The organism is Microcoleus sp. AT8-B5 (genome assembly GCF_036705565.1).
Taxonomy (GTDB): Bacteria; Cyanobacteriota; Cyanobacteriia; order Cyanobacteriales; family Microcoleaceae; genus Microcoleus.
The window spans coordinates 17,962-32,948 of the sequence record NZ_JAUBUY010000042.1 but is presented as its reverse complement, the minus strand read 5'-3'; the positions used below and the strand labels follow the sequence as shown (position 1 = coordinate 32,948).

General features: G+C 44.9%; 10 protein-coding genes and 1 tRNA gene. All 11 read left to right on the top strand.

Annotation, left to right across the window (positions count from 1 at the left end):
- Positions 1 to 1,279 (top strand): calcium-binding protein (locus QUB39_RS23260; protein ID WP_333207874.1); only part of this gene is annotated, 1,279 nt, incomplete at its 5' end.
- 382 nt (positions 1,280 to 1,661) lie between these two features.
- Positions 1,662 to 1,733, top strand: a tRNA-Gly gene (locus QUB39_RS23255).
- Positions 1,734 to 1,787: 54 nt separating this feature from the next.
- Positions 1,788 to 2,735 (top strand): oxygen-dependent tRNA uridine(34) hydroxylase TrhO, encoded by a 948-nt coding sequence (gene trhO, locus QUB39_RS23250; protein ID WP_333207872.1) that lies wholly within the window; start codon positions 1,788 to 1,790, stop codon positions 2,733 to 2,735.
- 227 nt (positions 2,736 to 2,962) lie between these two features.
- A complete protein-coding gene (locus tag QUB39_RS23245) occupies positions 2,963 to 3,619 on the top strand; it encodes a glutathione S-transferase (RefSeq protein ID WP_333055651.1) in 657 nt (218 codons plus the stop codon).
- Between the two features lie 457 nt (positions 3,620 to 4,076).
- Positions 4,077 to 7,418 carry a protein DpdE gene (gene dpdE, locus QUB39_RS23240; RefSeq protein ID WP_333207870.1) on the top strand — a complete coding sequence of 1,114 codons (3,342 nt, stop codon included), beginning with the start codon at positions 4,077 to 4,079 and terminating at the stop codon, positions 7,416 to 7,418.
- A complete protein-coding gene (locus QUB39_RS23235; protein WP_333207868.1) occupies positions 7,408 to 7,557 on the top strand; it encodes a hypothetical protein in 150 nt (49 codons plus the stop codon). The genes dpdE and QUB39_RS23235 overlap by 11 nt, the downstream gene beginning before the upstream one ends.
- Before the next feature lie 352 nt (positions 7,558 to 7,909).
- On the top strand, positions 7,910 to 9,838 hold the full coding sequence (locus QUB39_RS23230; RefSeq protein ID WP_333485169.1) for a response regulator: 1,929 nt from the start codon (positions 7,910 to 7,912) through the stop codon (positions 9,836 to 9,838).
- 146 nt (positions 9,839 to 9,984) lie between these two features.
- On the top strand, positions 9,985 to 13,419 hold the full coding sequence (locus QUB39_RS23225) for a PAS domain S-box protein (RefSeq protein WP_333055647.1): 3,435 nt from the start codon (positions 9,985 to 9,987) through the stop codon (positions 13,417 to 13,419).
- A 57-nt stretch (positions 13,420 to 13,476) separates the two neighbouring features.
- A complete protein-coding gene (locus QUB39_RS23220; protein ID WP_333055646.1) occupies positions 13,477 to 13,857 on the top strand; it encodes a response regulator in 381 nt (126 codons plus the stop codon).
- A gap of 116 nt (positions 13,858 to 13,973) precedes the next feature.
- A complete protein-coding gene (locus QUB39_RS23215) occupies positions 13,974 to 14,408 on the top strand; it encodes a hypothetical protein (RefSeq protein WP_333055645.1) in 435 nt (144 codons plus the stop codon).
- Between the two features lie 127 nt (positions 14,409 to 14,535).
- A complete protein-coding gene (locus QUB39_RS23210) occupies positions 14,536 to 14,916 on the top strand; it encodes a response regulator (protein WP_333208008.1) in 381 nt (126 codons plus the stop codon).
- The last annotated feature ends 71 nt before the right edge of the window (positions 14,917 to 14,987 follow it).

Here is a 14,987-nt window from a genome sequence, read left to right as displayed (position 1 = left end):
TATCAGTACCAGCCCTACGCTGTCGCTGTCGCTGTCATCGGGGAATATCGGCTTGGCCCGACAAGGCACGAGTTTAGCGATCGACATCAATCAAGACGGTGTAGTCAGGGCTACGGATGACATTGTAATTTCCGACTTCTTCGGTGCATCGGCGACTGTCGAAGGTGTTGGCTTCATCGAAACTGTCGGCAATCTCGCTGGTAGCGAGATTCTCGCGGCTAATTTACCAGAGGCGACTGCGGAACCCACGGCGCCAACACCTACGGCGCCAACACCCACGGCGCCAACACCCACAGCGCCAACACCCACAGCGCCAACACCCACGGCGCCGACACCCGCCGCGCCAACACCGGTTGCACTCCCACCGCTGCCACCCACACCGACACCCACACCGGTTACGACGCCCACACCGGCTACCACACCCACACCCGTTTTCACTCCCGCGCCAGCTCAGACGATCGCACTTCCGATCGCACTCACATTCACCAACCGGCCCGCACCAAGCGAATTGCCACAGATTCTCGGCACCAGCGGCAACGACGCGATCGTTGGCAGCGAAGCTAACAATATCTTGTATGGCAACCAGGGCAACGACACCGTGGGAGGCAATGGCGGCGACGACATCCTATTTGGCGGCAAAGGTGATGACGGTGTATTCGGCGATGCTGGCAACGACCTCTTGTTTGGCAACCTCGGCAACGACACCCTTGTCGGCGGCGACGGTGCAGATACCGCATTAGGTGGCAAAGCTGACGATTTGATATTTGGCGGCGCTGGTAACGATGTCCTCGCAGGCGAACTCGGCAACAATACTTTACTCGGCGACGAGGGTAGCGATACTCTGTACGGCGGTGAAAATAATGATGTGTTGTTTGGCGGTAGCGGCAACGATTTCCTCTACAGCACAAAAGGTAACGACATCTTCGTTGGTGTTGACTACACTGCTGCTAATCCTGGGCTGGGCGAAGTCGATACGCTGATTGGCGCTGAAGGCAATGATACTTTCTTGCTGGGAGATGCCACCAAGTTCTATTACAACGATGGCAACGATACCGGCACTGGCGCAGGCGACTACGCTTTGATTGTCGGTTTCAACCCCATCGAAGATATCCTCCAACTTCAAGGTGCTCCTAGCACTTATCAGTTAGGTGAGTCTCCCGCAGGATTGCCTGCTGGAACCGCTATCTTTAAGAAGACTTCGGGATCGGATGAATTGATTGCGATCGTCCAATCAGTTTCTTTCCTGGCTATTGACAGCAACTCTTTGCGCTTCGTCTAAGGGCAAAGTTCGATTCCCCTCGATCGATCGGCGGTTGAAACCGCTTCTTGTCAAACGAAGTCCCTCTCGCTTGAGACTAATAAATTTAAGTTAGATTAAGTCCTGCCTTTGGTGCAGGACTTTTTTTGTGCGGTGGATGGGCGATCGGCGATCGCAAAATGGACACAGGACTTACGCATGGGGCTCAGAAACCGGGTTTTTTACGAAAATACTTTGTTGAAACCGCTAGATTTGGTAAAAAACCCGGTTTCTTTGGTCGGAGTGCCTAAGTCCTGTTACACTCAAAATCGCCTGATCCAAATCAGAAAATAGGTGTATAATGTTTTATAGTCGTTTTTGAGCGTAATTGCTACAAAGTAAAAACAGCTAAAAAACCCTAAGCGCGGGCGTAATTCAGTGGTAGAATGTCAGCTTCCCATGCTGAACGTCGTGGGTTCGAGTCCCACCGTCCGCTTTGACTGAATTTTCATATAATTATGGAAATTAATTAGTGCTATAAATTCAATCTATGGCTTATTTCTTAACCGCTGCTTTATATAAGTTCGTTGAACTACCTGATTTTGCTGAGCTGAAAGCACCGCTACTCGATTGTTGCAACAACAACAACGTTAAAGGCACTATCTTGCTGGCCCAAGAAGGCATTAATGGCACTATTGCCGGCTCGTCCGAGGGCGTACACGCAGTGCTGGCATTCTTGCGTAGTGACCCGCGTTTTGCGGATCTGGTACACAAGGAATCTTTCTCGGAAAAAGCACCTTTTTACCGCCTGAAAATACGCTTGAAGCGCGAAATAGTCACGATGGGAGTACCGGACATTAATCCCCGCCTCATGGCGGGCAAATATGTTAAGCCTGATGAGTGGAATAAGCTGCTTGACGATCCCGATGTTGTCGTGGTTGATGTGCGTAACGATTTCGAGGTATCTATGGGTACTTTTGAAGGCGCTATTAATCCAAAAACAAAAAGCTTTTCCGAGTTACCTGAATGGGTGCGGCGGGAAACAGCTTTACGCAATAAACCCAAGGTGGCAATGTTTTGTACGGGTGGTATTCGCTGCGAGAAATCGACTGCTTTTTTGCGTAGTCAAGGTTTTGAGGAAGTCTATCATCTCGAAGGCGGAATTTTAAAATATTTGGAAACGGTGCCGGAAGCAGAAAGTCGTTGGGAAGGTGAATGTTTTGTCTTTGATGAACGGGTTTCTGTTGGTCAGGACTTAAAGCCGGGTAACTATGAACTTTGTCGCGGTTGTCGTCACCCGATTAGTCAGGAAGATAAGGCTTCTGAATTATTTGTACTTGGTGTGAGTTGTCCTCATTGTCATGACTCAAAAACAGAAACCAAAAAACAAGCTTTATATGAACGTCAACGTCAGATTGAGCTTGCTAAGCGTCGCAACCAAGTACATATAGGCGCGCGCTACGATGGGAAGGAAAAAGTAGATGAAGCCTGCGACTAATATAGCAATCCTAAATGAGTCGTAAATTTTTTACCCCACCCCAGCCCTCCCCTTACCAAGGGGAGGGAGTTAGAAATTCACAAATGATTTAGGATTGCTATAGTATTAAAACTAAAGTCCAAGAAACCCGGTTTCTACGAAAAATCTTGTTTGACGACGAGAAATATCGAAAGAAACCGGGTTTCTGACCCGACAAACCCGATCGCGCGATCGACTAAACATATAACATGTCAGCAACATACCCGATTTTGTATTCCTTTCGCCGCTGTCCCTATGCTATGCGCGCGCGCTTGGCCTTGATGGTTAGCAATCGGGTGTGTGAGTTGCGGGAAGTTGTTTTGCGAGACAAACCACCAGAGATGTTGGAGGTATCTGCCAAAGGTACTGTACCAATATTGATTGATATTGACGGGCGTGTACTCGATCAAAGTATCGATATCATGTTGTGGGCATTGAGACAACACGATCCTGAAAAATGGTTGATGCCACAGCAAGGTTCTGTTACAGAAATGCTGGAACTAATTGCTCTATTTGATGATAGGTTTAAATATCATCTTGACCGTTATAAGTACCCGGATCGTTATCCCGGTGTTGATGCCCAAGTACATCGTTATGAAGGTTCTTTATATCTGGGCCGACTAAATGCACAGTTAAGCGCGACTAAATATTTATTTGGTAACAATGTAGCATTGGCTGATATGGCGATCGCACCTTTTGTGCGTCAATTTGCTCATACTGATCAAACTTGGTTCAACCAACAGCCTTGGCCTGGGCTACAAGCTTGGTTAGCAGGGTTCACAGAGTCGGAAATTTATAGCAGTGTTATGCAGAAATATCCGAAATGGGAATCAGGTAATCTAGGCGTTATTTTTCCTTCCTCGTAATTAGTTATTCAGGACTTAGGCACTAAAGGGCGTTGAATCAAGGGTTTGAGATTGTTTCACTACGTTTTCTGCGAACAGAAAATCGTAGTAGGTGCGTCAGTCCTATTATACTTATTCGCTGTCAGCATATTTATTCAATGCCCAAAATGTTAGTTACCATGCTAAACTTATTGTTTTCCGAATGCCAGATTGACCGAAAGCATCGAGGATACCCGCCACGTGATTCATTCCTTCGGAGACTCAAGACGGAGAAATCAAAAACGTGTATCCGATGAAACTTGCCGAACGTATTTATCCGTGGTGTCAATGCTTCAAATCTAAAATCTAAAATCTAAAATCTAAAATCGATTGACTGTCATTTGACTAGAAAAGTGACGGCGGCAAAAATCGCATTTTGCTAAAATTTTTAACGGAAAAGGATTTACTGTATTCTAGTAAGTATTGTCAGGCTGAAATTATGATTGATGTTGGTTCATTAGTTCGATCGCCCAGAAACGATTTGGGAGTCGGAAAAGTTGTCGAGGTATCGCGTATCGAGGCGGTAGTTGAATATTTTTGCTCAGTTAAAAATCGCATCCGCAAAACCGTGCCCTTAAGTCTACTGCAAGAAGCTAGACTTCAGCGCCAAACCCGCTGCTACCTCTGGAGTACAACTCAGGAAAGATGGATTATCGGGCGAGTTTACGACTGGGATGAAGATAAATTAGAGTACGAAATTGACCTCCCCGACAGCCAAAGTTTGCAAGCTGTTGAAACCGAACTTTACGTTCGCTGCAATATCCCGATCGCCGATCCGATCGACATTTTAGCAGTCAAAGGCCAAGAAACGCCGTATTTTCACGATCGCCGATTGGCATTTGTTCAATCTGCGATCGAACAGCGGGCCGTCAGCCGCGGCATGACAGGTTTAATTTCTGCTAACATAGACCTCTATCCGCACCAAGTTGAAGTCGTCCGGCGCGTCCTAGAAGACCCAATCGTGCGCTATTTATTGGCAGACGAACCAGGACTCGGAAAAACAGTAGAAGCCGGGACAATTCTCCGCCAATTTCTGCTAGATGAACCCAACGGACGCGCTGTGGTACTCGTTCCGAAATACTTGCTCGAACAGTGGCGGCAGGAGTTGGAAAATAAATTCTATTTGTCTCATTTTGCTGACAGAGTGCAGCTTGCTGCTGTTAGCGACATCAATCAAATTAGCCGCAATGCTAATCTAGATTTTCTGATTGTGGATGAAGCGCATGATGTGGCGGCAATGGCAAATTCGAGCGATCGTACTCAGCAGCAGTCCTTTGAACTCTGTCAGAAACTAGCTCAGAAAAGCAAAAATGTATTGTTATTATCTGCAACGCCAGTTATCGGCCATGAGCAAGATTTTCTAACGATGCTGCACTTGTTAGATCCGACAACTTACCGTCTTGATGACCTGGAAAGCTTTAAGGAACAGGTGCAAAACCGTCAAGAAATCGGCCGCGCTTTGCTGGATTTCCGAGAAAATGCCAAGCCTGCTGTTTTGCAAACAAAACTCGCTCAACTTCGCACTATTTTTGCCAAAGATGATTATTTAATCGGATTGGCAACTGAGTTAGAAAGTTGTTTGAAAACTAAAGAAACCGCAGAACAGGCTCGCCTTGTCCAAGCTATTCGTACTCACGTTAGAGATACCTACCGCCTGCATCGTCGCATCCTTCGCAACCGCCGGGATGCGGTTGAAGATGTGATTTTCGATCGAGATTCTGTCCCCAAAACTGAGTACGATCTGAATGATGAACAGTGGTCGGAAATTCAAAGCGTACTCGATAAATGGCGCACAGTCGCTCCCAAGTCGAGCGAATATCAGAGAATTTTTCTGCTGTTTTTCCGCGCTTCTGGTACTTGGCTGAATGTTTTAGAACGGGTTGTCAAAGCTCGCTTGCAGAAAAAATCGACTCCTGAACTCGATCGCGAATTTGGACAAAATGACACGGCAATTTTGACCAAAACGGAGCTGTTTCCCGAAGAAAGGGAAATGCTGGAAACCTTGCTCAATACCCTGGAAAAGCCCCAGGAAGGACTCGATCGACTGAGTTTGTTACGAATCGCCATTCTCCGATTTTTGGCAGTTGCTTTGAAGGTTCCGCGCGAGTATCACAGCAAACCTCGCGATTTGCTGTCGAGAATTCAACAGCAAATTAAACGGCCGATTCCGGGCGAACGTTTCCCGAAAATTGTGATTTTTACCAGTTTTACTGCAACTTGTAAAGAGATTGCGGAAAATTTAGCTAAAATCTTTGGTAAAAATGCGATCGCCAGCCATGACACCAGCAAATCGGCTGATGATGTTGAGGCTAGTCTCAAGCGGTTTAAGACTGAACCCCATTGTTTTATCTTAGTGTGCGATCGATCGGCTGAAGCAGGGGTAAATCTGCAATTGACAGATTGGTTAGTTCACTTCGATTTGCCGTGGTTTCCCAACCAGTTAGAACAAAGACTCGGCAGAGTCGATCGCATTGGCAGCAAAATGGGAGTGCAATTTTGTTTGTTTGCAGGCCCGGATTTGCCGGAGAGTCCCCACGAAGCTTGGTTTCAAGTTTTAAAAGATGGGTTTGATATCTTCAACAAATCTATTGCCAGCCTTCAGTTTTATGCTGAGGAAAAACTTCTCAAACTAGAAGAAAAGTTGTTTGCTGAGGGAGGCAAGGGCTTATCCAGCGAAATTGAAGCGATTAAAACAGAAATCGAACAAGAGAAAATCAAAATTGACGAACAGTACGTTCTCGATGAAATTGATATTCTTGATGACAGTGCATCTCAGTATTTTGAATCTCTCGACAACTGCGATGCTAAGCATAAAGAAATGCAGCGGGCTACTGAAGGTTGGTTGTGTCAAGCTCTTCACTTCAAACAAATTGAACATCCGAGTGTATCGGGGTTGATGCGCTATAAACCTACTCAAAAAACGTTAATTCCCTCGAAGGATTTGATGACCAGATTGGTTCCTTATTGCCAGCAATATGGTAGTTACAATCGCCGTATTGCTCATCAGAATGCTGATGTGGCTCTTTACCGCATTGGTGAGGGATTGATCGATGCACTTGGCTCTTATATTCGCTGGGACGATCGCGGTCAAGCTTTTGCCATGTGGCGGCATGATGAAAGTTGGGATGCGGATCCTGGGAAGGAGTGGTTCGGCTTTCAGTTTAATTATTCAATCCAGACTGATGTGCAGCCTGCCCAGCAAATTTTGCAAGCACAAAACATCGAAAATTACAACTTGAAAGCTTTGCAGCGCCGCGCTGATGCTCTGTTTCTCCCAATTTTTGAAACTGTGTTTGTAGATGCTCGCAGCGAGCCGATGTCTCTGGTAGAAAATGCGGAAATCCTGGCGATTTTGCAGCGGGATTATAAGGGGAAAGGCGGGCCGAATCGGGATTATAATTTGTCGAAAAATCGCACGTCGCTGATTGACAGTTTTGTCGATCCGCTAGAATGGGATGATTTTTGTCAAAAGGGACGGGTGGTATCTGAGGAGTTGCTGCGCGGGCGATCGGCTTTTGTGGAAATGTGCGATCGATCTGCTGTCACTGCTGCTATCCAACTCGAAAACCGGGTGAATCAATTGCAATTGCGATTGAATCGACTTTCTAAATCCGAACAACTTTTAGAATCGGTTTTGGCTGATGAAATCAATACCGAAAGTTTGTTGAGTCAAGCGGTTTTAGCTGGTATTCGCCGCCCGCACATGACTCTTGAGTCTGTTGGGTTTATTGTGATTTCTGGGCGTCCTCCTGCTGCTGTAAAGTCGGAGGATGAAGGATAATTTGTTTGGGAGGGCGATCGCTCTTTTTGGGGCGATTCCCTTCGGGATAGCTTCGCTTCACGCTTTTTTTGAACTGCAGATGCAGGCGGATAAACGCGGATGGACGCAGATGAAGGAAGGGGCGATCGCTTTTATCTAATACCAATTTTGTATGAGGCTGCACATATCTCGATCCCCCCTTTGTAGGGGCGGTGCTACCCCTACTCCCCGTGCCCGCCCCTACATAGGGTGGGACAAGATTCTTCTCAAAGTCAACCCCTACTCCCCAACAATCAGGGGGAGTAGGGGGTATGCGAGGGGGATCGAGATATGTGCAACTTCACATTAAATTGGTATAAACTGCAGAAGTGACAGCAATTTTGAGGCGATGGGACTGCAAAAATGGTAAGATAAAAGGAGTAGTAATAAGTAGCAGTTATTTAGTGAAAAGCCACGCTTCGGCCTGACATTAAAGCGCGTCGATCGCATGGCAATTTAACCGCACAGCCAAAATGAAGAAGTCTCCGATAAAAATTCTGCTCGTAGAGGACGATGGAGGGCTGAGTGCAACACTGGCAAATGTGTTGGAAGCAAATCATTACGGCTTCGATCGGGCAAATGACGGACAAGTTGGCCTAGAGTTGGCAGCAGCAATTGAGTACGATCTAATTGTGTTAGACGTGCAGGTTCCCAAACTCGATGGAATTAGTCTATGTCGGCAATTGCGATCGCAAGGCTACTGCAAACCGATCCTGTTAATGACGGCAAAGGATTCAGATGCTGAGGTGGTGGCTCTTTTAGATGCGGGAGCCGATGATTACATCAGCAAGCCTTTTGCTACGGAAGTATTACTGGCAAGAATCCGAACTTTGTTGCGACGCAGTAAAGCACTTTCCCCAGGAGGTTTTACTCCGAATTCAGCGGCTAATACATTGACTTGGGGAGAGCTTTGTTTAGATTTAGAGTCTGGTAGAGTGACGTTTTGCGAAGAAATAATTTCACTGACACCGACAGAATATAATCTGCTGGAATTATTACTGCGGAATCCCGATCGCATCTTTAGTCGCAATGCTATTTTGGATCGTCTGTGGGGATTTGATGACGCACCCACAGATCGCGCCATTATCACTCATATTAAGGATCTCAGAAAGAAACTGAAGGCAGGCGGTTTAACTGAAGAAATCATCGAAACAGTTTATGGCATGGGCTATCGACTGAAACCTTACCCCCAATCTGCGTCGTCTTGTTCAAATAATCCTGGGAGCGATCGCACTCACAAACATCAATTTCGCGGGGTAGATAAGTCTGAGAGCGACAAAGTTTTAGAGCGGTTTCGGGGAAGCTTCAACCAACAAATTTCTGTATTGGAGCAGGCAAAAACTGATTTATTAGCAGGAAAGTTAGAGACTGAATTACAGCAAGTGGCTAAACATGAAGCTCATAAATTGGTCGGTTCTCTGGGGTCTTTTGGTTATCCCGAAGGATCGAAATTTGCACGCTATGCAGAGAATTTGCTCATAAACGATCGCTCTTTGACTGCTGAGGAAATTACTCGCTTCTCGGAATTGGTGGCAGGATTACAGCAGGAATTAGCCAAAACACCTATTAGATCAACGGCTGCACCAGTTTCTACTATTTCAATTTTTAACTATCGGGTTTTGGTAGTTGATGATGATGCTGCATTAACGGAGCGATTGAAAGTAGAATCCGAAGCTTGGGGATTTCGGATGAAAATTGCGCCGAATATTACTGCAGCCCGATCGCATCTTGCTCTGTCAATGCCCGATGTGATGTTACTAGATTTAAGTTTTGCAGAGACAGAGGAAGATGGATTGACGCTACTGCGAGAACTGACCGAGCGATCGCCTAACCTGCCTATAATTGTCTTTACCGGACGAGATAGTCTTCCCGATCGCTTAGCTGTATCGCGCTTAGGTGCTAAGCAATTTCTCCACAAACCTGCAACCACCGAGCAAATTTTTCGAGCGATTTCCCGTGTTTTACCCACTCCCAAAACTTCTGAAGCCAAAGTCTTAATCGTAGATGATGACCCTGTGATCCTGGTTACATTATCAGCGTTACTGACTCCTTGGGGAATTGAGGTGACAACCCTCAAAGAACCACAGCAATTTTGGGATGTGTTAATTAGCACAGAGCCCGATTTAATAGTGCTGGATCTAGAAATGCCGATCGTCAGCGGCTTAGAATTGTGTCAAGTCGTTCGACAAGATATCCAATGGGAAAATTTACCGATTTTGGTGGTGACAGCCCATACCGAGCCAGAATCTCTGCAACAAGCCTTTGCAGCGGGAGCCGATGATTTTATTACCAAGCCGGTACTAGGGCCTGAATTAGTCACGCGGGTACTCAGCCGAATCAGGCGCAGTCGTCCTTTACTTAAACCGAGAAATATAGGACTTACGCATAGCCTGAATATATAGTCTTTTGTAGGGGCAAACCCCCCGTGGTTGCCCCCATACCTGGGATGATTGCGTAAGTCCTCAAATACTTAAATATAACTTATCCACGAAGGCTAAAAACCCAGTTTCTGCCTCAATCTAAAAAATTTAATTAATTAAGTAGATCGATGATAGAACCTACTGATGAAAATTATGGGAAAGGGCAAGAACAGCCACAGCAAATCCTGGCTAAAACAGCACTTTCTCCCTCCGAATCCCTCAAACTAGAAGATATTCTCAACACTACGGTAACGGATCTCAGAAACATTCTGCAATGCGATCGCGTAATTATCTTCCAATTTGCTCCCGACTGGAGCCCAAAAGTGGTCGTAGAGTCAGTTGGTTCAGAATGGACACCAATCTTATCCACTCAGATACAGGAGCCTTGCTTGGTTGAAAGCTATATCGAATCCTTCAAACAAGGCTTATTCACATCTAAATCAGATATTTATACTGCCGGAATTGATACTTGTCACCCGGACTTCCTGGCCAATTTTCAAGTTAGAGCTAACCTGGTTATTCCTATCCTTAAGGGAGAAGAACTTTGGGGATTATTGATTGCCCATCACTGTGCAGCACCTCGCGAATGGCAAGCATCAGAAATTGAACTCATGGGACAGCTAGCAACTCAAGCTGGAATTGCCATTCAGCAAGCTGATTTATTTGAGCAAGTACAAATGGAAGTGAGAGAGCGCCAACAAGCAGAAATTGCTCTACAACAACTCCATACTGAACTCGAACAACGAGTCATAGAACGGACGGCAGAACTCACTGAAGTCAACCATAGCTGCCAACAATATATCAATCAAGTTGAAGACCTCTATAATAATGCTCCCTGTGGCTATCATTCCCTAGATGCTGCAGGAACAATAATTATGATTAATGATACGGAACTGAAGTGGTTAGGCTATACCAGCGATGAAATTGTATACAAAACTAAATATGTTGATTTAATGACACTTGAAAGTAAAAATATTTTTCATCAAAACTTTCCCTTATTTAAAAAACAAGGCTGGATCGAGAATGTAGAGTTTCAGATGTTGAAGAAAAACGGAACACCCATGTGGTTCAACTTAAATGCTACAGCAATTTATGATGAAGCAGGTAACTTCATGATGAGTCGTTCTAGCGTATTTGATATCACCGATCGCAAACGGACTGAAGAAGCATTCCGCCAATATGAACGCATCGTCTTCAATACAACAGATGGGATTGTGTTGATGGATCGCAACTATATTTATCAAATAGTCAATCAAGCTTATTTGACTTGGTGCAACAAATCTGAAAGCGAAGTTATCGGAAATTATGTTAGGAATATCCTGGATGCAGATGTGTTCGATAATATGATAAAACCTCGGTTAGACAGATGTTTGGATGGCGAAACAATTCAGTATGAAAACTGGTTTACTTCTCCCAATTTAGTCAGGCAATTTTTGAGCGTTACTTATACACCTTTACGTGATACAGGCGAAAATATTGTCGGGATAATCGTTATTCTGCGCGATCTGACTAAACTTAAACAAGCCGAACAAATGCTGGAGCTTCAGGCTGTCATTACCCGCAACATGGCGGAAGGCATTTGTTTAGTAAGAGCAGATAATGCAGTTATTGTCTATGCCAATCCTAAATTTGAGCAGATGTTTGGCTATGACTCTGGCGAACTCAACGGTCACCACGTTTCGATTCTCAACTATGCCACCGAATCGGTCAGCCCTGAAGAGGTAAATCAAGCCATTCGATCTGCTGTTTTACAAAGGGGTGAATTTAGTTATGAAGTCCAGAATGTCAAGAAAGATGGGACTCCATTTTGGTGTAGTGCAACTTGCTCTGCATTCAATCATTCCGACTATGGCGATGTTCTGGTGGCCGTTCATCAAGATATCACAGTAGCGAAGCACCTGGAAGAAGTTCGACAAGAGGCGGAAGCAGCCTTACTACAGAAATCCCGAAAGGAAAATTTGCTCTGGAGGATTACTCAAGGGATTCGCCAATCTTTGGATCTGAATGCGGTTCTAAATACTGCTGTTACTGAAATCAGGCAGACATTACAAACCGATCGCACTGCCATTTACCGCTTTAATCCTGATTGGAGTGGTGATTTTGTTGTGGAGTCAGTTGGTGAGGATTGGGTACAACTGATAGGAAGCGATCTTCAAAAAAATTGTGCAGATACCTATCTGCAAGAAACTCACGGCGGTCGATTCCGAAATAATGAAAGTTTTGTGGTTAATAATATTTACTGCGCTGAAATTCAACCATGTCATATCGAGCTAGTGGAACAATTGCAAGCAAAAAGTTATGCAGTTTTTCCGATATTTTTGAGAGAAAATCTCTGGGGTTTGTTAGCTATTTACCAAAATACGGCACCTCGTCAATGGCAATCGTGGGAAATAGAATTACTTGAACAGATTGCCAGCCAATTGTCGATCGCCATTCAGCAATCCAAACTCTACCGACAACTTCAGGTCGAACTGCAAGAACGTCAGCAAGCCGAAGCCACGATCCGAGAAGCCGAACGACGCTGGCGATCGCTCTTGGATAACGTGCAGTTGATTGTTGTCGGACTTGATATAGAGGCAAATGTCAATTATGTCAATCCTTTCTTCTTAAAAATTACGGGATATACTAACCTAGAAGTTATCGGAAAAAATTGGTTTGAAAACTTCTTACCCGGTTCTCTTCAAGAATCAGTTAAAATTGTTTTTTCGGAAGTTTTAGGCCATAAATTTCATCCTTATTATCAAAATTTTATCTTGACAAAATCTGGTGAAGAACGGTTCATTGCTTGGAACAATACCATGCTGCAAGATTCAGAGGGAAACATCATTGGAACTATCAGCATTGGGGAAGATATTACCGAACGACAAAAGCTCGAACACATTAAAAATGAGTTTATTGGCATTGTCAGCCATGAACTTCGCACTCCTTTGACAGGAATTCAAATGTCCTTGGGACTAATAAAAAGTGGGGTTTATGATAAAAAGCCGGAAAAATCTAGACGCATGATTGAAATCGCCCTCCTCGATACCAATCGTTTAGTGAACCTGGTTAATGATATTTTAGATTTGGAGCGCCTAGACTCCGGGCGGGCAATTGTGGAAAAAACCGTTTGCAAAGCTGCCGATTTGATGCAGCAAGCGGTAGATAGCACTCAGGCGATCGCTACTCAACAGCAGATATCATTAATCGTTACCCCCACGGATGCAGAAGTCTGGGCAACAGGAGATGCGATCGTCCAAACCTTAACAAATTTGCTCAGTAATGCGATTAAATTCTCACCTGCCGATTCCACAATTCATCTGAGTGCCGAAAACCAGACAGACTTTGTGCTTTTCCAAGTTAGCGATCGCGGGCGAGGCATTCCTGCAGATAAACTAGAACTCATTTTTGGGCGATTTCAGCAAGTCGATGCCTCCGACTCCCGTGAAAAAGGAGGCACAGGTTTAGGTTTAGCAATCTGTCGCAGTATAGTGGAGCGGCATGGTGGCAAAATCTGGGCCGAAAGTATCTTAGGTGAAGGCAGCACATTTTGCTTCACCCTACCCTTAGCCACAGTTGAATAACGCTTAGATTCATCTGTACCGTCAATCCCAAATCCAAAATCTGCAATCCCAAATCCGATGACACACAGACAAATTCTAGTTGTTGACGATGAAGAACACCTTCGGGAACTTGTGCAAGCCTGCTTAGAAGATTTAGGCGGATGGAAAACAGTGGGGGCACGATCGGGAGAGGAATGTTTACAAATACTGCAAACAGAACAACCCAATGCTATTTTGCTGGATGTATCTATGCCGGGAATGGATGGGTTTGCTGTGTACGAGATCCTCCAATCCGATCCGATTACTCGATCGATTCCAGTGATTCTGCTGACAGCGAAAGTTTTGCCCAGCGATCGGGCTAAATTTGCCCAAATGGCGGTAGCTGGGGTAATTGCCAAACCCATCCAACCCATCACTTTGACGGAAGAAGTAGCAGAGATTTTGGGATGGAATGAATAAATTTTACCAGTTTTGTAAATTTTTGTAACAAGAACGGAATCTTTACCAATTCCTTACCGTTGCTATTTAGTCTCCTGTTATTCAGCTAACAGTTCTTTGCATTAGGAGGAGACTCGATGAATGCTTTTCAGGTTTTGAATGATATAAATCAGGATCTCGCAGATTCATTTTCCGGTTTGCCCACTGCTTGTCAGCAATCCACGCTTGGGATTGCTCATACAGAGGAAACACCGATCGCAGGCATTAAAGTTCAAGAAAAGGATGCGACACTTATCGTTAAAGTTCACATCTCTGACATTCATCTTGTCAAATTGAATCTCCAAATCACTCCAGAAACTGTTTTAATCCAAGGTCAACCTACCGAATCGGCTGTAGTAGAAGGTTATTTCCTTCCTAGTGGATTTCAAAGTCTCATTCCGTTGCCCCACCGCCTACATCCTGAAATCTATGCGGCTGAAATAGACCAGGATGGTTTAATACTTCAGATTGCTAAAGAGTTGAGAGTTGAGCAATCCGAAGTTCGGATTCAACTCTCAAATACACATCTTTGAGCGATTGCTTAAAGATGGGTATTTGACACCCAATTGGCAACCGAAAGATTGATTTTTAATCAACCCAAATAAAATGAACACTTTGCAATTAGCTAATTATGATGGCAGTCTCCTGCCCGAAAACAAGATGAAAGGGAAGCAAATTCTCATCGTTGACGACCAAGAACACCTCCGCGAACTGATACAGTTGTGCCTGGAAGACATCGGGGGATGGAACACGCTGGTGGCAGAATCAGGAGAAGAATGTTTACAAATCCTACAAACTGAACGACCTAATGCTATTTTGCTGGATATATCAATGCCCGGAATGGATGGGTTTGCTGTGTACCAGATCCTCCAATCCGATCCGATTACTCGATCGATTCCAGTGATTCTGCTGACAGCAAGAGTGATGTCAAGCGATATGGCTGAATTTGCCAAAATGGGCGTTGCTGGGGTAATTCGCAAACCATTTGAAGTCACCACCCTGCCGGGAAAAGTGGCAGAGATTTTGGGATGGGATGATTGACACTCCCCGGTATGGCAGACGCAGGATTTTTAAGACTTTAACTCTAAATTCATAGAGTTGCTGCTTCAATC

Bases quoted from the DNA above. Each gene is read 5' to 3' on its own strand.
- QUB39_RS23210 (WP_333208008.1), top strand. From the start codon at position 14,536: ATGAAAGGGAAGCAAATTCTCATCGTTGACGACCAAGAACACCTCCGC.
- dpdE (WP_333207870.1), top strand. From the start codon at position 4,077: ATGATTGATGTTGGTTCATTAGTTCGATCGCCCAGAAACGATTTGGGA.
- QUB39_RS23220 (WP_333055646.1), top strand. From the start codon at position 13,477: ATGACACACAGACAAATTCTAGTTGTTGACGATGAAGAACACCTTCGG.
- trhO (WP_333207872.1), top strand. From the start codon at position 1,788: ATGGCTTATTTCTTAACCGCTGCTTTATATAAGTTCGTTGAACTACCT.
- QUB39_RS23225 (WP_333055647.1), top strand. From the start codon at position 9,985: ATGATAGAACCTACTGATGAAAATTATGGGAAAGGGCAAGAACAGCCA.
- QUB39_RS23215 (WP_333055645.1), top strand. From the start codon at position 13,974: ATGAATGCTTTTCAGGTTTTGAATGATATAAATCAGGATCTCGCAGAT.
- QUB39_RS23245 (WP_333055651.1), top strand. From the start codon at position 2,963: ATGTCAGCAACATACCCGATTTTGTATTCCTTTCGCCGCTGTCCCTAT.
- QUB39_RS23230 (WP_333485169.1), top strand. From the start codon at position 7,910: ATGAAGAAGTCTCCGATAAAAATTCTGCTCGTAGAGGACGATGGAGGG.
- QUB39_RS23235 (WP_333207868.1), top strand. From the start codon at position 7,408: ATGAAGGATAATTTGTTTGGGAGGGCGATCGCTCTTTTTGGGGCGATT.